17 protein-coding genes are annotated in these 19296 nt (G+C 74.0%); 10 read left to right on the top strand and 7 right to left on the bottom strand.

What is annotated here, in order from left to right:
* Positions 1-286: 286 nt before the first annotated feature.
* The 3 genes from IF43_RS0114700 to IF43_RS0114690 all read right to left on the bottom strand — a co-directional run bounded on the left by IF43_RS0114700 (position 287) and on the right by IF43_RS0114690 (position 2944).
* Positions 287-997, bottom strand: a complete 711-nt coding sequence (locus IF43_RS0114700; protein WP_051795318.1) for a TetR family transcriptional regulator — start codon at positions 995-997, stop codon at positions 287-289.
* A complete protein-coding gene (locus IF43_RS0114695; protein ID WP_030199800.1) occupies positions 994-1818 on the bottom strand; it encodes a sugar phosphate isomerase/epimerase in 825 nt (274 codons plus the stop codon). Before IF43_RS0114695 ends, IF43_RS0114700 begins: the two co-directional genes overlap by 4 nt.
* Positions 1819-2017: 199 nt before the next feature.
* Positions 2018-2944, bottom strand: coding sequence for a Ppx/GppA phosphatase family protein (locus IF43_RS0114690; protein ID WP_030199796.1), 927 nt, complete (start codon positions 2942-2944; stop codon positions 2018-2020).
* A 200-nt stretch (positions 2945-3144) separates the two neighbouring features.
* On the opposite strand from IF43_RS0114690, the gene IF43_RS0114685 reads away from it, so the two are divergent.
* Entirely contained in the window at positions 3145-3918 is a 774-nt protein-coding gene (locus tag IF43_RS0114685; protein WP_030199795.1) for a hypothetical protein, read from the top strand.
* A 23-nt stretch (positions 3919-3941) separates the two neighbouring features.
* Here IF43_RS0114685 and IF43_RS0114680 read toward each other — a convergent pair whose 3' ends face one another.
* The gene (locus IF43_RS0114680; RefSeq protein ID WP_030199794.1) at positions 3942-5798 is read right to left on the bottom strand and encodes a hypothetical protein; all 1857 of its coding nucleotides are present in this window, start codon (positions 5796-5798) and stop codon (positions 3942-3944) included.
* 330 nt (positions 5799-6128) lie between these two features.
* Between IF43_RS0114680 and radA the strand changes: the two genes are divergently transcribed.
* Both radA and disA read left to right on the top strand, forming a co-directional pair.
* Positions 6129-7535, top strand: a complete 1407-nt coding sequence (radA, locus tag IF43_RS0114675; RefSeq protein WP_030199791.1) for a DNA repair protein RadA — start codon at positions 6129-6131, stop codon at positions 7533-7535.
* A gap of 250 nt (positions 7536-7785) precedes the next feature.
* Positions 7786-8910 (top strand): DNA integrity scanning diadenylate cyclase DisA, encoded by a 1125-nt coding sequence (disA, locus tag IF43_RS0114670; protein WP_030199789.1) that lies wholly within the window; start codon positions 7786-7788, stop codon positions 8908-8910.
* A 157-nt stretch (positions 8911-9067) separates the two neighbouring features.
* Here disA and IF43_RS40680 read toward each other — a convergent pair whose 3' ends face one another.
* Positions 9068-9913 carry a hypothetical protein gene (locus IF43_RS40680; RefSeq protein ID WP_107048486.1) on the bottom strand — a complete coding sequence of 282 codons (846 nt, stop codon included), beginning with the start codon at positions 9911-9913 and terminating at the stop codon, positions 9068-9070.
* 249 nt (positions 9914-10162) lie between these two features.
* On the opposite strand from IF43_RS40680, the gene IF43_RS0114660 reads away from it, so the two are divergent.
* From IF43_RS0114660 to cseC, 6 genes are all read left to right on the top strand, one after another.
* The gene (locus IF43_RS0114660) at positions 10163-10936 is read left to right on the top strand and encodes a phosphatase PAP2 family protein (protein WP_324605110.1); all 774 of its coding nucleotides are present in this window, start codon (positions 10163-10165) and stop codon (positions 10934-10936) included.
* Positions 10937-11023: 87 nt separating this feature from the next.
* Entirely contained in the window at positions 11024-11992 is a 969-nt protein-coding gene (locus tag IF43_RS0114655; protein ID WP_030199779.1) for an A/G-specific adenine glycosylase, read from the top strand.
* 283 nt (positions 11993-12275) lie between these two features.
* Positions 12276-12842, top strand: a complete 567-nt coding sequence (locus tag IF43_RS0114650) for a SigE family RNA polymerase sigma factor (protein WP_030199776.1) — start codon at positions 12276-12278, stop codon at positions 12840-12842.
* Between the two features lie 44 nt (positions 12843-12886).
* Entirely contained in the window at positions 12887-13498 is a 612-nt protein-coding gene (locus IF43_RS36445; RefSeq protein WP_030199771.1) for a hypothetical protein, read from the top strand.
* Positions 13499-13507: 9 nt separating this feature from the next.
* The gene (gene cseB, locus IF43_RS0114640) at positions 13508-14212 is read left to right on the top strand and encodes a two-component system response regulator CseB (RefSeq protein ID WP_030199770.1); all 705 of its coding nucleotides are present in this window, start codon (positions 13508-13510) and stop codon (positions 14210-14212) included.
* A gap of 216 nt (positions 14213-14428) precedes the next feature.
* Positions 14429-15817, top strand: a complete 1389-nt coding sequence (gene cseC, locus IF43_RS0114635; protein WP_078910156.1) for a two-component system sensor histidine kinase CseC — start codon at positions 14429-14431, stop codon at positions 15815-15817.
* A gap of 380 nt (positions 15818-16197) precedes the next feature.
* Here the strand turns inward: cseC and IF43_RS0114630 are convergent, their stop codons facing one another.
* Positions 16198-17781 (bottom strand): MDR family MFS transporter, encoded by a 1584-nt coding sequence (locus IF43_RS0114630; RefSeq protein ID WP_234332163.1) that lies wholly within the window; start codon positions 17779-17781, stop codon positions 16198-16200.
* Positions 17782-18049: 268 nt separating this feature from the next.
* Between IF43_RS0114630 and IF43_RS0114625 the strand changes: the two genes are divergently transcribed.
* Positions 18050-18637: a TetR/AcrR family transcriptional regulator gene (locus tag IF43_RS0114625; protein ID WP_030199763.1), complete on the top strand. Its 588-nt coding sequence runs from the start codon at positions 18050-18052 to the stop codon at positions 18635-18637.
* Between the two features lie 22 nt (positions 18638-18659).
* On the opposite strand, the gene IF43_RS0114620 is transcribed toward IF43_RS0114625, so the two are convergent.
* A complete protein-coding gene (locus IF43_RS0114620) occupies positions 18660-19283 on the bottom strand; it encodes a M23 family metallopeptidase (RefSeq protein WP_030199760.1) in 624 nt (207 codons plus the stop codon).
* Positions 19284-19296 lie beyond the last annotated feature (13 nt).

Here is a 19296-nt window from a genome sequence, read left to right as displayed (position 1 = left end):
GTGGGCCTGCCGCTGGGGGCACCTCCCAGCGGTAGCTGGGGGAGGCCTGCAGGCCATGACGGGTCAAGAGGCGAGGGGACCCACACACCACGGGACGGCTCCACGAAGCGCCCCTCAGCCCGGTGCCCGTGCTCCCAGCAGCCGTCAGGCTCCGGTGAGGCACCTCTGCAGCACCCGGCGCCCGTGCTCCGAACGGCCGTCAGGCCCCCGTGAGGCACCTCTGCAGCGCCCGGCGCCCGTGCTCCGAGCGGCCGTCAGGCCTCCCTGAGGTCAGGCCTCCCTGAGGTCAGGCCTCCGTGAGGTACCTCTGCAGCGTGGGCGCGACCAGCGCCACGATCTCCTCCGGGTCCGCCGAGGCCAGGGGCTCGACCTGGACGACGTACCGCAGGATGGCCACGCCGATCATGTGCGAGGCGGCCAGCTCGGCGCGGAGCTCGGGCCGGGGCACCTCCAGCTCGCGCGCGATGCGCTCCAGCAGCCGGCGCAGGACGAACTGGCGCAGCACCTTCGCGGCCGCCTCGTGCGTCATGGCCGAGCGGACGGTCGCCACCAGGGGGGCGCGGGTGGTGGGGTTCTCCCACACGCCGAGGAAGAAGCGGGCGAGCCGCTCACCGACGCCGTCGAGGCCCTCGCCGATCACGGCGGGCACGGCGAGGGCGGGATCGAGGGTGATCTCCACCGCGGCGGCGAAGAGGTCCTCCTTCGTGCCGAAGTAGTGGTGGACCAGGGCCGGGTCCACGCCCGCGGCCTTGGCGACGCCGCGCACGGACGTCTTGTCGTAGCCGCGGGCGGCGAACTCCTCGCGGGCGGCGAGCCGGATGCGCTCCTGCGCCCCCGGCCCCCCGTCGGAGGCCGCACGGGCCGGGCGGCCGCGTCGCCGGCGGGGCTGCGGTTCGGGCTCCGGCGCGGGACCGGGTGCCGGATCGGGCGCGGGACCGGGTGCGGGAGCGGGCGCGGGATCGGGTGAAGGCTGCTGGGCGGGCCGGTCGTCGCTCACGTACGCGGCACCCGGAGCGCGGAGGCGAGGTGCAGGCGCGTGAAGGCCAGGGCCTCGGCGAGGTCGGCCTCGCGCTCGGCGGCCGACATCGCGCGGCGGGTGTTGACCTCGATGACGACGTGGCCGTCGAAGCCGGACAGGGCGAGACGTTCCAGCAGCTCCGCACAGGGCTGGGTGCCGCGGCCGGGGACGAGGTGCTCGTCCTTGGCGGAGCCGTTGCCGTCGGCGAGGTGGACGTGGGCGAGCCGGTCGCCCATCCGGTCGATCATGGCGGTGGCGTCGGTGCGGGCGGTGGCCGTGTGGGAGAGGTCGACGGTGAAGTGGCGGTAGTCGTCCTTGGTGACGTCCCACTCGGGCGCGTACGCGAGCATCTCGCGGTCGCGGTAGCGCCACGGGTACATGTTCTCGACGGCGAACCGGACGTCGGTCTCGTCCGCCATCCGCCAGATGCCCTCGACGAAGTCCCGGGCGTACTGGCGCTGCCACCGGAAGGGCGGGTGCACGACGACCGTGGAGGCGCCGAGCCGCTCGGCGGCCGACCGGGCCCGCCGGAGCTTGGTCCACGGGTCGGTGGACCAGACGCGCTGCGTGATGAGCAGGCACGGGGCGTGGATGGCCAGGACGGGCACCTGGTGGTAGTCGCTCAGGCGGCGCAGGGCCTCGACGTCCTGGCTGACCGGATCGGTCCAGACCATGACCTCGACACCGTCGTACCCCAGGCGCGCGGCGATCTCGAAGGCCGTCGCCGTCGACTCCGGGTAGACCGAGGCCGTGGAGAGGGCGACCTTCGCGTCCGGGATGCGCACGACGGGTTCTGCCACGGGGACAGGGTACGGGGCGGTGCCGTCGGCCGTCCGGGCCACAGCGTGCTTCCGGTCACACCGCCGCCCGCTCCCGACCGGCCGCGCCCACCCCGCCGGAGCGCGGCGCTGCGCGGCTACGGCAAGCGTCTACGGCGACCGGCCCACGGCAGGCGTTGCACGGCATGTGACCTACGGCAGGCGTGGCACGGCATGTGACCTACGGCATGTGGTCCAGGCGGCGCAGGATGACGCCCTCGCGCAGCGCCCACGGGCAGACCTCCAGCTCCTCGACCTCGAAGAGGTCCATGGCGGCCTCGGCCACCAGGGCGCCGGCCAGCAGCTGCCCGGCCCGGCCCTCGGAGACGCCGGGGAGGGCGGCGCGCTCGGAGGCCGTCATGGCGGCCAGCCGCGGCACCCACTCCTCCAGCGACTTCCGGGTGAGGTCGCGCTGGACGTACAGCCCCTCCGCCGAGCGCGCCGCGCCCGCGATCCGGGCCAGCTGCTTGAAGGTCTTCGAGGTGGCCACCACGTGGTCCGGCGCCCCGAACCGGCTGAACTCGCCGACCGACCGGGCGATCTGCGCCCGTACGTGGCGCCGCAGGGCCCGTACGTCCGCGGGGTCCGCCGGGTCGCCCGGCAGCCAGGCACTGGTCAGCCGGCCGGCGCCCAGCGGCAGCGAGACCGCCGCGTCGGGCTCCTCGTCGATGCCGTACGCGACCTCCAGCGAGCCGCCGCCGATGTCGAGGACCAGCAGTTTCCCGGCCGACCAGCCGAACCACCGGCGGACGGCCAGGAAGGTCAGCCGCGCCTCGTCCTCGCCACTGAGCACCTGGAGGTCGACCCCGGTCTCCTCGCGTACGCGCGCCAGCACCTCGTCCGCGTTGGTGGCCTCGCGCACCGCCGAGGTCGCGAACGGGAGCACGTCCTCGCAGCCCTTGTCCTCGGCCGCCTGGACGGCATCGGCGATCACGGCCACCAGCTTGTCGACGCCCTCGGTGCCGATCGCGCCGGCCTCGTCGAGGAGCTGGGCGAGGCGCAGCTCCGTCTTGTGCGAGTGGGCGGGCAGGGGGCGCGCACCGGGGTGCGCGTCCACCGCCAGCAGATGCACCGTGTTCGAACCCACATCAAGGACACCGAGTCTCATGAAGGGCAACGCTACTCGGCCGTTTGGCCCGCCACCGCGCTTACCCTGGGGCTGTGCCAAATACGAAGAAGGGCAAGAAGGAGTCGAAGGAGTCGAAGGGCTCAAAGGTCTCCAATGCCGTGAAGGTGGACGAACAGGTCGCGTACGGCGCCGAGCCCGGTGCCGGGTCCGGCTCCGCGGCCGACACCGGCTCCGGTGTCATGTCGGACGCCGAGCGGGCCCGGGACGAGGTCGGCCTGGACTTCCCGCGCGCGTGGGTCGAGTTCGCCGACCCCGCCGACGACGAGCAGGTCTTCCGCTGCGACCTGACGTGGCTCACCTCCCGCTGGACCTGCATCTTCGGCAGCGGCTGCCAGGGCATCCAGGCCGGCCGGGCCGACGACGGCTGCTGCACGCTGGGCGCGCACTTCTCCGACGAGGACGACGAGCAGCGGGTGGCCGGGCACGTGGCGCGGCTCACTCCGGAGCTGTGGCAGTTCCACGACGAGGGCGCCCGGCGCGGCTGGACCCAGTTCGACGAGGACGGGGAGAAGCAGACCCGCCGCTTCGAGGGGTCCTGCATCTTCCAGAACCGCCCCGGGTTCGCGGGCGGGGCGGGCTGCTCGCTGCACATCCTGGCCCTCAAGGAGGGCCGGGAGCCGCTGGAGACGAAGCCGGACGTCTGCTGGCAGCTGCCGATCCGGCGCACGTACGACTGGATCGACCGGCCCGACGACACCCGGGTGCTCCAGGTGTCCATCGGCGAGTACGACCGGCGCGGCTGGGGCCCGGGCGGGCACGACCTGCACTGGTGGTGCACCTCCGCGACCTCGGCTCACGGGGCGGGCGAGCCGGTGTACGTGTCGTACCGGGCCGAGCTGACGGAGCTGATGGGCAAGGAGGCGTACGACGTACTGGTCGGCCTGTGCGAGCAGCGGCTGGCCTCGCTGCTGCCGATGGCGCCGCACCCGGCCGACCCCGCGGAGCGCGCGTAGTCGCGACGGCCGCACCGGGCCGGCTACGACGGCGGGGCGGTCGGGTCGGTCGGGTCCGGGGAAACCGTTCCTTCTGTGCTCGTGGAGGGCGTCGGCTCCGCGGTTCCGGTCGGTGTGGGCGTCGGGCTCGGGGTCGGGTCCGCGGTGGTGGCACTGGGGCTCGGGGTCGGACTCGCCGTCGTCGGACTCGGGCTCGGGGACGACGGCCGGGCCGGGCCGTGCCCCTCGATGGTGAGGACCGCGCCGGAGGGCTCCACGCCGAGCCGGGCGATCCAGTCGCCCGCGGGCTCGACCGTGTGGTCGACGGAGATGCGTACGGTGAACGTTTCGCCCGGCTCCAGCGTCCCGCTCGTACTGCTGATCCACAGCCAGGGCGCGTCCGCCCACAGCCGCCACTGGACCGGGGTGCCGCCGCTCGCGCTGAGCATCACCAGGGTCGTACCGCCCGAGGACACCGCGTCGACCGTGAGCCGGCCGGGTCCCCTGACGCCCGGGACGGAGGGCTCGGTGGCCCGGCCGGGGCTGATCACCTCGACCGAGACGTCCGGGGAGCGGCTGCCCGCCATGAAGCCCGGGCCGGACGTCGTGCGGGCGTTGCCCGCGTTCTCGTACGAGGCGTACGGGCCGCCGGCGCGGGTGTGCCCGTCGGCCTCCGCGGCGGAGATCCGGGTGGCCCCCGCGCCCCCCTCGCCGGTGAGCGGAGCGCCTCGGTAGGCCGCCCACAGGGCGAGCACCGGGGCGGCGACCACCGTGGCCACGACGGTGGTGGTGACGGCCCGGGCCCGCAGCCGCTCGCGGCGCAGCGCCCGGTCCTTGGGGTCCATGGGGAAGCCGGTGCGGTCGAACCGCGGGCTGGCCATCCGGCTGCGCGGCAGCGCGCGGGCGGCCAGGGCGACGGCGGGCCGGGGCGCGGCCACCAGCGGCAGGGTCGCCCGGGTGAGGGCCGAGCCGGGCCAGGGACCGACGGCGTCGACGCGTTCGGCGACGCGCCGGCAGGTGGGGCAGTCGTCGACGTGCCGGACGAGTTCGGCGCGCAGGGCGCTGGAGAGCAGTACCTGGCTGTCGTCGGTGAGCCGGGAGACCGCGGGGCAGCTGCCGGTCTCGACGACCGCGAGGGCGGCGCGGGTGCGCTCGACCTCGCACGCGGCGCCGGCCAGGAGCTCGCGGGCGGCGGCCGGGCCCATGCCGAGGACGGCGGCCACCTCGGGGACGGCGAGGCCGTGGCGGACGGCGAGTTCGAGGGCCTCGCGCTGCTCGGGGGTGGTGCCGGCGGCCTCGGGCCAGGCGAGGCGGGAGAGTTCCGCGTGCCGCTCGGCGGCGTCGGGGAGGGCGGCGGGGTCCGCGGCCGGGTCCGGGGCGGGGTCCGGGGTGGTCCCGGCAGCGGTGCCGGGGCCCGGCGCGTCCGCGCTCCTGGCGAGGGTGGCGGCCGCGTTCCTGTCGCTGGTGTCCGTCGCGCCCGGGGCGACGGCGGCGGTGCCGCCCGGCGCTCCCGAGGGCGCACCGACCGGCGCAAGGGCGGAGTGGGGCGCGACGGTGTGCGCCGGAGCACGGCGGGAGCTGTGCGCCCCCTGGCGGGCGCGCCGCTGCGTCGCCAGCTTGCGCAGGCAGGCCCAGCGGGCGAGCGCGTAGAGCCAGGCCCGGTCCTCCCCGGCGTCGGCGGAGCGGCGGCCGGCGTGCCGCTCGGCCACCACGAGGACGTCGCCGAGCGCCTCGGTGGCCGCGTCGTGGTCGCACATCACCGAGAGGCAGTAGGTGAACAGGCCGTCGAGATGGACTTCGTGGCGGGAGGGGGGCCGCTCGTCCGGCGTGCGGCACACGCGCCCGTGCGCCCGGTGTGCGCCGGTGCTCCTGGTGGGTTGGGCCTGACTGCTTCTGGTCACCCGGCGACCGTAGAAGCCGGGCCGTGGGCGTCTTGGAAGCCTTGAGCAGTTTTAATCCTTACGGGTGAACAGATCTGCGGTGGGGCGACGGCGGCCCTGACGGACCGCCCCGCAAGGCCCTGGCCAGGGCATAAGCGGCGCGTGGCCGAGGCCGTGGCCAGTACCTGTCAGGGGGGTGACCGGCCCTGGCCAAGGCGTCACCCGCCTCCGTCCCCGCCCGGCACCGGTCCGCCCGCCCCCGGCACGACCGCCCGCCCGCCGCTCCCGGCACCCGGCCACCCGGTTGCCGCCCCCGGGGCGCTGTCGGTGGCGCCCGCTACGGTGGGGCGCATGGCTGCCCGTACATCCCGCTCATCCGCCAAGGACCGGCCCTCCTACCGCTGCACGGAGTGCGGCTGGACCACGGCCAAGTGGCTCGGCCGCTGCCCCGAGTGCCAGGCCTGGGGCACGGTCGAGGAGATGGGCACACCCGCGGTCCGCACGACCGCCGCGGGCCGCGTCTCGACGGCCGCACTGCCGATCGCGCAGGTGGACGGCCGGCAGGCGACGGCCCGTACGACGGGCGTGGACGAGCTGGACCGGGTGCTCGGCGGGGGCCTGGTGCCCGGGGCCGTGGTGCTGCTGGCGGGCGAGCCGGGCGTCGGCAAGTCGACCCTGCTGCTGGACGTGGCGGCCAAGGCGGCGAGCGACGCGCACAGGACGCTGTACGTGACGGGCGAGGAGTCGGCGAGCCAGGTGCGGCTGCGGGCCGACCGCATCGGCGCCCTCAGCGACCACCTGTACCTGGCGGCGGAGACCGACCTGTCGGCGGTCCTCGGGCACCTCGACGCGGTCAAGCCCTCCCTGCTGGTCCTCGACTCCGTGCAGACCGTGGCCTCCCCCGAGATCGACGGCGCGCCGGGCGGCATGGCGCAGGTGCGCGAGGTGGCCGGCGCGCTGATCCGGGCCTCCAAGGACCGGGGCATGTCCACCCTGCTGGTGGGCCACGTGACGAAGGACGGCGCCATCGCCGGGCCGCGCCTGCTGGAGCACCTGGTGGACGTGGTGCTGCAGTTCGAGGGCGACCGGCACGCGCGGCTGCGGCTCGTGCGCGGCGTGAAGAACCGGTACGGCGCGACGGACGAGGTCGGCTGCTTCGAGCTGCACGACGAGGGCATCACCGGACTCGCGGACCCCAGCGGCCTGTTCCTGACCCGGCGCGACGAGCCGGTGCCGGGCACCTGCCTGACGGTCACGCTGGAGGGCCGCCGGCCGCTGGTGGCCGAGGTGCAGGCGCTGACGGTGGACTCGCAGATCCCCTCGCCCCGGCGCACCACCTCGGGCCTGGAGACCTCCCGGGTGTCGATGATGCTCGCGGTGCTGGAGCAGCGCGGCCGGATCAGCGCGCTGGGCAAGCGGGACATCTACTCCGCGACCGTGGGCGGGGTGAAGCTCTCGGAGCCGGCCGCGGACCTGGCGATCGCGCTGGCCCTGGCCTCGGCGGCGAGCGACACCCCGCTGCCGAAGAACCTGGTGGCGATCGGGGAGGTCGGCCTCGCCGGCGAGGTGCGGCGGGTGACCGGTGTCCAGCGGCGGCTGGCCGAGGCGCACCGGCTCGGCTTCACGCACGCCCTCGTACCGGGCGACCCGGGGAAGGTCCCGCCGGGCATGCGCGTCACGGAGGTCGCGGACATGGGCGACGCGCTACGGGTGCTCCCGCGGTCCCGGGCGGCGGCGCGGCGGCCGGCGGCCGAGTAGCGGCGGGCACGCCCCGGGCGGACGTCCGGGAACGTACCGGCGGGCGCGGACCGGGGTGCGGAGGGGTGCGGCGTCGAGGGGCGGAGGGGCGCGGCGTCGGGGTGCGGAGGGGCGCGGCGTCGGGGTGCGGATCGGGGTCCGAACCGGTCAGGTCGGGCAAGGCACCGGGGGCCGGCAGGGCGCGCCGGTAGACTTTGGGCTGGTCCGCCCGGCCGTCTACGGGCACCGCAACCGCGACCGGAGGAGTGCAGTGGCAGCCAAGGACGGGGCAGCAGCACCCGGGAAGTCCGGCGCGAGCTCCAAGCACGAGGCGCTGGTACGCGCTTCCCTGAGCGCCGTCGCGCCTGGTCAGGCCCTGCGTGACGGACTGGAGCGGATCGTCCGCGGCAACACCGGCGGCCTGATCGTCCTCGGCATGGACAAGACCGTCGAAGCCATGTGCACCGGCGGTTTCGTACTCGACGTCGAGTTCACCGCCACCCGCCTGCGCGAGCTGTGCAAGCTCGACGGCGCGCTGATCCTCGACAAGGACATCACCAAGATCCTTCGGGCCGGCGTGCAGCTGGTGCCGGACGCGTCGATCCCCACCGAGGAGACCGGCACCCGGCACCGCACCGCCGACCGCGTCTCCAAGCAGTGCGGCTTCCCGGTCGTCTCCGTCTCCCAGTCCATGCGGCTGATCGCCCTGTACGTGGACGGCGAGCGGCGCGTGCTGGAGGAGTCCGGCGCGATCCTCTCCCGCGCCAACCAGGCCCTGGCGACGCTGGAGCGGTACAAGCTGCGCCTGGACGAGGTGGCGGGCACGCTCTCCGCGCTGGAGATCGAGGACCTGGTCACCGTCCGGGACGTGAGCGCGGTCGCGCAGCGGCTGGAGATGGTCCGCCGGATCGCCACCGAGATCGCCGAGTACGTCGTCGAGCTCGGTACGGACGGCCGCCTGCTCTCGCTCCAGCTCGACGAGCTGACCGTGGGCGTCGAGGGCGAGCGCGAGCTGGTCGCGCGGGACTACGTGCCGGAGCCGACGGCGAAGCGTTCCCGCACGGTCGACGAGGCGCTGGCCGACCTCGACGCCCTGACGCACGCCGAGCTGCTGGAACTGCCGATCGTCGCCAAGGCCCTGGGCTACAGCGGCTCCCCGGAGACCCTCGACTCGGCGGTCTCGCCGCGCGGCTACCGGCTGCTGGCCAAGGTCCCGCGCCTGCCGGGCGCGATCATCGAGCGGCTGGTCGAGCACTTCGGCGGGTTGCAGAAGCTGCTGGCCGCGAGCGTGGACGACCTCCAGACCGTGGACGGCGTCGGCGAGGCCCGCGCGCGCAGCGTGCGCGAGGGCCTGTCCCGGCTGGCCGAGTCCTCGATCCTGGAGCGGTACGTCTAGAACGGGACGGACCTGGCCGCCCCGCGGACCGGTCCCACCGGCCCGGCCCCGACCGGGCCGTCGTGCCGATCCGCGGCCCGCCGGCCGATCGAGCTGTCAGCCGGTCGATCCCCCCGTCAGCCGGTCGACGGGCGCGTCAGCCGGTCGACGGGCCCCGTCAGTCCCGGTCGAGGACGAACGACGTCTGCACGACCGGCAGTCCCGGCGACCGCACCTCCACCAGGTACGTCCCGGGCTCGGCCGCACCCGCGGGCGGAGCCGCGCACTTCGCCGCGTCGCTGGCCTTGCGGTCCCACTCCACCGCGTGCCGGATCTCCGTCTGCGCCGGCACCCGGTAGTACACCGTCCCCGCGCCGCTCGGGCAGTCCGCGGAGGACCACACGGGCTTGTCGTCGCCGGTGCGGGTGATCGTGAGCACCGCGGTGCGCGGACCGAGGTCCAGCTTGCAGCTGGTGCCCGAGGTGTTGCCGGCGGTCAGCTCGAACCGCGGCCGTTCGGTGGGCTCGTAGCTGTTCTTGACGCTGCGTACGGTCCACCGCACCGCGCCGGCCGCGCAGTTGGGCAGCTGGGAGCCGGCCGGCACCCGGACCGGCTCGGCACCGCCGGAACCGCCAGGACCGCCGCCGGGGTCGCCGTTCTTGCCCGCGCCCGCGTCCGTGCCGGAGTCCGTACCGCCGTCCGCGCCCGAGGCGCTGCCGGCCGAGCCGCCGCCGGTGCCCTCGGATCCCGTACCGCTCCCGCTCCCGGTGCCGCTGCTGCCCGACCCGCCGCGACCGCCCGGGTACTGGGTGATCGGCGACCCGGAGGGATCGGCCCCGGGGGTGATCGGGGTGTTGGAGCGCGGGGAGCCGTTCTTGGCGTCCGTGCTGCCCGGCTTGGCGCCGGAACTGACGACCCACGTGGCGAGGATGGCGAGCAGCGCCACGACGGACGCCAGCACGGCCCTCCTTCGCCAGTAGATGGAGGAGGGGAGCGGCCCGACCGGATTGCGCAGAGATCCCACGCAGCGAACTGTACGAGAGATCGGGGCACGTGCGCTGGCCACCCGCCGCGCGGCGCGCGAGATTTGGCGATCATCATTCCGCGTCGCACGCCGACCGCGCCCGCCATCGCACACCGAGGTTAAAGGTCACATGAGGGGCCGGTTACCGTCACACGTCGGCTTTACGTACTGTCGGTGACCATGGACACCTCCGACCTCTATCGCGATGTCACGGATTTCGCTCATTCCACGCCCGGTTGGCTTCAGACCGTGGCCGAACTGTGGACCGAGGCCGGACTGCTGCTGTTCGGTGTGCTGTTCGTCGTCGTGTGGTGGCGGGCCCGCACCGGGGACGTGCGCGCGCTCTCCCTCGCCGTGCTGGCACCGCTCGCGACGGCCTTCGCGTACATCGTCTCGGAGCTCCTCAAGTCGCTCGTGCACGAGGAGCGGCCGTGCCGGGCGGTGGCGGGGGCGGCGGCCTCGCTCGTGACGTGCCCTCCGCACGGCGACTGGTCGTTCCCCAGCAACCACTCCACGATCGCCGGCGCCGCGGCCGTCGCCCTGGCCCTCGCGCTGCCGCGGCTGGGGTACGTGACGCTGCCGATGGCCGTGCTGATGGCCTTCTCCCGGGTGTTCGTGGGCGTGCACTACCCGCACGACGTCGGCATCGGCCTCGTGCTGGGCGCCTCCACGGCGGCCCTGACCGTGGCCGCCCTGACGTGGCCGCTGGGCCGGGTCCTGGAGACCATGCGCGCCTCCGGCACGGCCGCCTTCGCCTGGTTCGCGGGCCCGGGCCGCCCGGCCTCCGCCGGCCGGCACCCCGGCTCCCCCACAGCCCCGGCCGCCGGCCCGGCCTACGGCAACGGCCCCCGCCCCGACCACGACCGGGCGAGCGGCCGCGCCCCGGCCGTGCCGGCCCAGCGATACGGAACCGCGGCCCCGGGCGCCCCCGGCGCCGCCCAGGCGTACGCGCCCTCCCGGCCGGGGCCCGCAAGCACCCCGCCGTACGGGCACGGCGACCACGGCGGCTACGGGCGGGGCTGACCGCACGGGCGCACCCGGGTAGCTGCCTCCTCGGCGGTGCCGGAGGGCCGCGCGGCACCCCCGAAACGTGCCAGGATGCGGAGTGTCATGACTGCCATTCCCGACTCCCCCTCCTCCCCCGTCCCGGCCTCCGCCGCCGGGACCCCGGACCCCGCACTCCGGGAAGCCGGTGGCGCCGTGGCGCCCGGTGAGCTGCACGACCCCGTCATCGACTGGTTCGGGGGGCACGCCCGCGACCTGCCGTGGCGACACCCCGAGGCCGGCCCCTGGGGGGTGATGGTCAGCGAGTTCATGCTCCAGCAGACCCCGGTCGCCCGGGTGCTCCCGGTGTACGAGCAGTGGCTGGCCCGCTGGCCCCGCCCGGCCGACCTCGCGGCCGAGGCGCCCGGCGAGGCCGTCCGCGCCTGGGGCCGCCTCGGCTACCCGCGCCGGGCGCTGCGGCTGCACGGGGCGGCCGTGGCGATAACGGAACGCCACGGGGGCGACGTACCGCGCGACCACGCCCAGCTGCTGGCCCTGCCGGGGATCGGCGAGTACACGGCGGCGGCGGTGGCCTCGTTCGCGTACGGGCAGCGGCACGCGGTCCTCGACACCAACGTCCGCCGCGTCTTCGCCCGCGCCGTCACCGGTACCGAGTACCCGCCGAACGCGACCACCGCCGCCGAACGGCGCCTGGCCCGGGCCCTGCTGCCCGACGACGAGCCGACGGCCGCGGCCTGGGCGGCGGCCTCGATGGAGCTGGGCGCGCTGGTGTGCACCGCCAAGAGCCCCTCGTGCGAACGCTGTCCGATCGCCGCGCGCTGCGCCTGGCGGCTGGCCGGCAAGCCGGCGCACCAGGGCCCGCCGCGGCGCGGCCAGACGTACGCGGGCACCGACCGGCAGGTGCGGGGGCGGCTGTTGGCCGTGCTGCGGGACGCGGTGGGGCCGGTGCCGCAGGCCGTGCTGGACACGGTGTGGGACGAACCGGTGCAGCGGGCCCGGGCGCTGGACGGGCTGGTCTCGGACGGGCTGGTCGAGCCGCTGGCCGGCCGCCTGTACCGGCTGCCCCTGACGTAACCGCCCCGCCCGGCGCCCGGCCGGGCCGCCGACTCCGGCTCCCGCGCGGGTCGTTGCCCTGCGGGAGCCGGAGTCGGCCGCCCGCCCCTTCCCCCGTTCGCGGCGTCGGAATGTCGCGCTCCGGCACCAGCTCGGAAACCGTCGCCCCAGGGGCTGTTACACAACCTATGGCTTTCCGTGCGTCCACCGAGGTCTGGACCGCACAGCCTCGTGACAACCCCTCCGTACCTTCGAATCCGTAAGCAGGAGACGCACGGACGGACAGGAACGGAGGCGGTCTGACATGGCGCACGGCGAGGTGCTCGGATTCGAGGAGTACGTACGTACCCGCCAGGACGCGCTGCTGCGCAGTGCCCGCCGCCTGGTCCCGGACCCGACCGACGCGCAGGACCTGCTCCAGACCGCGCTGGTCCGGACGTACGGCCGCTGGGACGGCATAGCCGACAAGTCGCTCGCCGACGCCTACCTGCGCCGCGTCATGATCAACACGCGCACCGAGTGGTGGCGGGCCCGCAAGCTCGAAGAGGTCCCCACCGAGCAGCTGCCCGACGCGAGCGTCGAGGACGGCGCCGAGCAGCGCGCCGACCGCGCCCTGCTGATGGACATCCTCAAGGTTCTCGCGCCCAAGCAGCGCAGCGTCGTGGTGCTGCGACACTGGGAGCAGATGAGCACCGAGGAGACGGCCGCGGCGCTCGGAATGTCGGCAGGGACTGTGAAGAGCACACTGCACCGCGCGCTGGCCCGGCTCCGTCAGGAGCTCGAGAGCCGCAACCTCGACATGCGCGCCCTCGAGCGCGGCGACCACCACCACGACGTGCGGAACGAGGGGCGGGTGCGTTGCGCGGCCTGAGTGGCAGATGCCTCGACCGGGAGAGCCGGGGCTCACTCGTACTGATGTCGGCGGGGACGGTCGTCCTCGTCGGCTCAGTGCTGTTCATGGTCGGCTGCTCCTCGAACGGCACCGGCCTGAAGGACGAGGGTCCGGCCGGTACGGAGTCGGCGGCCAAGACCGCCCCCACCCCGCGGGCCTCGTCGCTGCCGGCGGTCGAGCGCGTCGACGCCGTGGCGCTGGTGAGGGCGGACGCGAAGGTCAGCGCGCAGCTCAAGCGCGACCTCAAGCCGTGCGTGGGCAAGCAGTACCCGGTGGACGTGACGTACGGGAAGGTCACCGCGAACAGCGCGGACGACGTGATCGTCAACGTGCTGTCCTGTGCCGACGCCGTGGGCGTGGGCACGTTCGTGTACCGCAAGGACGGCGAGAAGTTCGAGAACGTCTTCTCCTCCGAGGAAGCCCCCGTCTACGCCGAGATCGACCGGGGCGACCTCGTACTCACCCGCGAGGTCTACGGCAAGGGCGACTCCATCGCCTACCCGTCGGGCCAGGACGTGATCACGTACCGGTGGTCGGGGGACAAGTTCACCCTGCACGACAGGGTGCACACGGATTTCAGCAACACGGCCGACGGCGGGGGCCAGCCCGCCCCGGCCATCACCTCGAAGGGCTGAGAGCAGCGGATGGCCGAGACGCATGTGCTTTTCGTGGAGGACGACGACGTCATCCGCGAGGCGACGACCCTCGCTCTGGAGCGGGACGGCTTCGTCGTGACCGCCCGGCCCGACGGGCTGGCGGGCCTGGAGTCCTTCCGGGAGAAGCGGCCCGACATCGCGCTGCTGGACGTGATGGTGCCGGGCATGGACGGGGTGAGCCTGTGCCGGCGCATCCGTGACGAGTCCACCGTGCCGGTGATCATGCTGTCGGCGCGGGCCGACTCGATCGACGTCGTGCTCGGCCTGGAGGCGGGCGCGGACGACTACGTGACGAAGCCCTTCGACGGCGCGGTGCTGGTCGCCCGGATCCGGGCGGTGCTGCGCCGCTTCGGGCACGCCGGCGGCAACGGCGGGGCGGCGGCCGAGGACGAACTCGGCGGCGAGCGCGGGGTGCTGTCCTTCGGGGACCTGGAGGTCGACACCGAGGGCATGGAGGTGCGCAAGGGCGGGGCGCCGGTCGCACTGACCCCGACCGAGATGCGGCTGCTGCTGGAGTTCTCGACCGCGCCGGGCACCGTGCTCTCCCGCGACCGGCTGCTGGAGCGGGTCTGGGACTACGACTGGGGCGGGGACACCCGGGTCGTGGACGTCCACGTCCAGCGGCTGCGCACCAAGATCGGCCAGGACAGGATCGAGACGGTCCGCGGCTTCGGATACAAGCTGAAGGCATGACGGCATGAGCCGGGGGGCCGCGCCGCGCACGCACGCAGGCACGCAGGCACGCACGCAGCAGGCAGGCACGCAGGCACGCACGCACGCACGCACGCAGCAGGCACGCAGGCACGCAGGCAGGCACGCACGCAGGCACGCAGGCGGCCCCGGGCATGAGGCGATACGAGAAGGCATGACCCGAGACACAGAGCCCGCGACCCGCCCGGGGCCCACCGGATGAAGCGCGTCAGACTCCGCACAGGCATCCGCTGGAAGATCAGCTTCGCCATCGCCGCCGTCGGCGCGCTCATCGCGCTCGCGCTCAGCCTGGTGGTGCACAACGCCGCCCGCGTCTCGATGCTGCAGAGCGCGCGCGAGGTGCAGATGGAGCGCGTCCAGTTCCTCGCGAAGAGCGCCGAGGTGACGAAGAAACCGCCGCTGGGCGCGAAGCTGAACGACCCCGACCTGCCGCGCGAGCTGCGCGAGAAGGCCCGCTCGGGACGGCGCGGTTCGTACGTGCAGGAGCACCCGGGCGGCGCGCCGGAGGTGTGGGCCGCGGTCCCGCTCGGCAACGGGCAGGTGCTGTCGCTGCACAACTCCTTCCAGGAGAACGCGAACATGATGCGCGCCCTCGACGAGGCACTCGTCGTGGGCTCGGTGTCCGTGGTGGTGGCCGGCTCCGCGCTGGGCGTGCTCATCGGGGGTCAGATCTCGGGCCGGCTGCGCAAGGCCGCGGCCGCGGCCGGGAAGGTCGCCCAGGGCGACCCGCACGTACGGGTGCGGGACGCGGTCGGGGGCGTCGTACGCGACGAGACCGACGACCTCGCACGGGCCGTGGACCGCATGGCCGACGCGCTGCAGCAGCGGCTGGAGGCCGAGCGGCGGGTGACCGCGGACATCGCGCACGAGCTGCGCACCCCGGTGACGGGCCTGCTGACGGCCGCCGAACTGCTGCCGCCCGGGCGGCCGACGGAGCTCGTACGGGACCGGGCGCAGGCGATGCGGGTCCTGGTCGAGGACGTGCTGGAGGTGGCCCGGCTGGACAGCGCCTCGGAGCGGGCCGAGCTCCAGGAGGTGGCGCTGGGCGAGTTCGTCTCGCGACGGGTGGCCGTCCTGATGCCGGAGGCCAGGGTCCGGGTGGTGGCGGACGAGATCGTCGCCACGGACCCGCGCCGGCTGGAGCGCATCCTCGGCAACCTGCTCGCCAACGCGGCCCGGTACGGCAGGCAGCCGGTGCAGGTCGACGTCGAGGGCCGGGTGGTCCGGGTGCGCGACCACGGTCCTGGCTTCCCGGAGGCACTGCTCCGGGAGGGGCCGAGCCGGTTCCGCACGGGCTCGACCGACCGGGCGGGCGTCGGGCACGGCCTGGGCCTGACCATCGCCGCCGGCCAGGCCCGGGTCCTGGGCGCCCGCCTGACGTTCCGGAACGTCGCCGCGCCGGGCGGCATCGAACGCGAGGGCGCCTGCGCGGGCGCGGTCGCGGTCCTCTGGCTCCCGGAGCACGCCCCCACGGCGGCTCCGCCCCTGGCCTGCGGCCACCCCAGGCCCGGGCCTGCCTCCGGACCAGCCTGCCATGACGCCTCAAGAGGCTCCCCCACACACCACGGGACGGCACTCCCGCCTTGAGTCGGTGGATCCGGGCAGCGGCCGACGGGCCCCGACACGAGCCGAACGCGGTCCGGGGCGGGGCGGGGCCGAACGCGGTGCGGGGCCGAACGCGGTGCGGGGCGAAGCCCAACGGGGAGCCCAACGGGGTCCGGGGCGAAGCCCCACAGGGTCCAGGGCGAAGCCCAACAGGGTCCAGGGGGAAGCCCCACAGGGTCCGGGGCGAAGCCCCGGGAAACGGTGAAAGGGCGGGTAGGGGACCGGCCCCGCAGGGCAACGGCCCGCAACCCGCCACAGCCCGCGCCACCCGCGCCCCACCCCGCACCCACCAAAAAGCCCCCGACACCCAGAGGGTGTCGGGAGCCTTTTCACCAGGGGAGGTGGACCGTGGGGGCTGCCCGTCAGCGGGCGACGGCTTCCCGACCGGCCTGGTCGGCGGAGTCGGTACCCGCGCCGGTGCCGGAGTCGGAGCGCACGTCGGAGTCCGCGTCGGAGTCCGCGTCGGCGCCCGCCTCGGGAGTCGCCGGCGCCTCAGGCCCGGCCCCCCGCAGCGGGACCTCCTTGACGAACAGCGCCACCAGGAACCCGAGCACCGCGACCCCCGCACCGAGCACGAAGGCCGAGTGCGTGCCCGCCGCGACCGCGTGCTGGTACGCCTCGCGTACCGCGGCCGGCAGCTTCGCCAGGCTCGCCGCGTCCAGCTGGGCGGAGCCCGCGGTCGCGCCGGCGCCCGCCGAGCCGAGCCGCTCGGACATGGTGTCCTGCACCCGGGTGGTGAACAGCGAGCCCATCAGCGCGACGCCGAAGGAGCCGCCGAGCGTGCGGAACAGGGTGGTCGTGGACGAGGCCACGCCCATGTCCTTCATCTCGACGCTGTTCTGCGCGACCAGCATCGTGATCTGCATCAGGAAGCCGAGGCCGGCGCCCAGGACCGCCATGTAGACGCCGGAGACGAGGCGCGACGTACCCGTGTCCATCTGCGCGAGCAGGAACAGGCCGACGACCATCAGCGCGCCGCCCGCGATCGGGAAGATCTTGTACTTGCCGCTGCTGGTGGTGACCCGGCCCGCGATCAGCGAGACGACCATCATCGACAGCAGCATCGGCAGCAGCAGGAGACCGGAGTTGGTGGCCGAGGCGCCCTGCACCGCCTGCTGGAACAGCGGCAGGTAGACCACGGCGCCGAACATCGCGAAGCCGACCAGGAAGCCGATGACCGACATGAGCGTGAAGTTGCGGCTGCGGAAGATGTGCAGCGGCATGACCGGCTCGGCCGCCTTCGTCTGGACGAAGAGGAAGGCGGCGATGGCGGCGACGCCGGCGACGATCAGGCCGATGATCTCGCCGGAGCCCCACGCGTACTCCGTGCCGCCCCAGGTCGTGACGAGCACGATGGAGGTGATGCCGACGGTCAGCAGGGCCGCGCCCGCGTAGTCGATCTTCGCCTTCTTGCGGTTCTTCGGCAGGTGCAGCACCGCCGAGACCATGGCCAGCGCGACCGCGCCGAGCGGCAGGTTGATGTAGAAGGACCAGCGCCAGCCGAGGTGGTCGGTGATGGTGCCGCCGACCAGCGGGCCGCCGATCATGGCGAGCGCCATGACGCCGGCCATCATGCCCTGGTACTTGCCGCGCTCACGGGGCGGGATCAGGTCGCCGATGATCGCCATGACGCCGACCATCAGACCACCGGCGCCCAGGCCCTGGACCGCGCGGAAGCCGATCAGCTGGCCCATGTCCTGGGCCATGCCGCTGAGCGCCGAGCCGACCAGGAAGATCACGATCGACGTGAGGAACGAGCCCTTGCGGCCGTACATGTCGCCGAGCTTGCCCCAGATCGGGGTGGAGGCGGCCGTGGCCAGGGTGTAGGCGGTGACGACCCACGACAGGTGCTCGAGACCGCCGAGCTCGCCGACGATCGTGGGCATCGCCGTACCGATGATCATGTTGTCGAGCATCGCGAGCAGCATGGCGATCATCAGCGCCATCAGGACCACTCGGACGCTGCGGGGCTTGGGCCCGTCCACTTCTCCGGCCGGCGCCTGCGCCGCCCCCACTTCGCTCTTGACCGGTTTCTCGCTCATCGCCACTCCCCTGGTACTGCCTTGCCGCTGGTACTTGCTCGCCGGTGGTGGTACCTACTGCCGGTGGTACTTACCTGGCGCCGATACTTACTTGCCGCCCGGCTAGTTCACTACACTGGTGAAAGTAGACCCGTCACTAGCCGGGCGTCAAGTAAGTAAGTCGGGGAGAGCCATGACCAGCGCCAGCACGCCGCAGCCGCGCCGCGGGAACACCCGCCAGCGCATCCAGGACGTCGCGCTGGAGCTCTTCGCCGAGCAGGGGTACGAGAAGACCTCGCTGCGCGAGATCGCGGAGCGGCTCGAGGTCACGAAGGCGGCGCTCTACTACCACTTCAAGACCAAGGAAGACATCCTGATCGGCGTCTTCGAGGACCACACCCGGCCGCTCGACGAGCTGATCGCCTGGGCCGGCGTGCAGCCGCGCACGCTGGAGACCAAGCAGGAGATCATCCGCCGCTACCACGCCGCGCTGACGGGCGCCGCCCCGCTGTTCCGCTTCATGCAGGAGAACCAGGCGACGGTGCGCGAGCTGAGCATCGGCGAGTCGTTCAAGGAGCGCGTGATCTCGCTGAGCGAGCTGGTCCAGGAGCCCGACTTCAGCATGGCCGACCGGGTCCGGTGCGTCAGCGCGCTGTTCACCCTGCACGCCGGCATGTTCTTCATGCAGAGCGTCGAAGGCGACCCCGAGGAGAAGGCCCAGGCCGTTCTCGAGGTCGCCATCGACATGGTCACGCAGGCCCATCACGGGCCCCGCGACTGAAGTAGTCCCCGGGAGGGAGGCGTCAGACGGTGACGCCGGCGGCGCGCAGGAAGGACACCGGGTTCACGGCCGAGCCGTAGTTCGGGGTGGTGCGGATCTCGAAGTGCAGGTGCGGACCGCTGGAGTTGCCGGTGTTGCCGGACAGGGCGATCTGCTGGCCGGTGGCGACCTTCTGGCCGACGGTGACCTGGATCCGCGACAGGTGGGCGTACTGGGAGTACGTGCCGTTGGCGTGCTTGATCACGATGGCGTTGCCGTACGCCGGGCCGTCGCCGCCGCCGTTCGGGCCGGCCTTGACGACCGTACCGGCGTGCGCGGCCTTGACCGCGGTGCCGACCGGAACCGCGAAGTCCTGACCGGAGTGCTTGTGCGACCACATGGAGCCGGCCTGCGCGAAGCTGGCGGACAGGGTGTAGCCGGCGACCGGACGGACCCAGGCGGTGGCCTTGGCCGGGGCGGCGGGCTTGGCGGGCTTGGCGGCGACGGTCTTGACGACGGCCGTCTTGGCGGCCGAGGCGGGCATCGAGTCGGCGAAGGCGGCCTGGCCGGCCCCGATCGTCAGCAGGGCACCCAGGCCCGCGGCCACGACGGCGCTACGGGTACGGATGGACGAACGGACTCGGTTGGTGGCGACGCGCTTCGACATCTTGATGAACCTC

Source organism: Streptomyces sp. NRRL S-87 (assembly GCF_000719335.1).
GTDB lineage: Bacteria > Actinomycetota > Actinomycetes > Streptomycetales > Streptomycetaceae > Streptomyces.
Note: the sequence above shows the minus strand (reverse complement) of the source record. Positions and strands in the feature narration are given on the sequence as shown.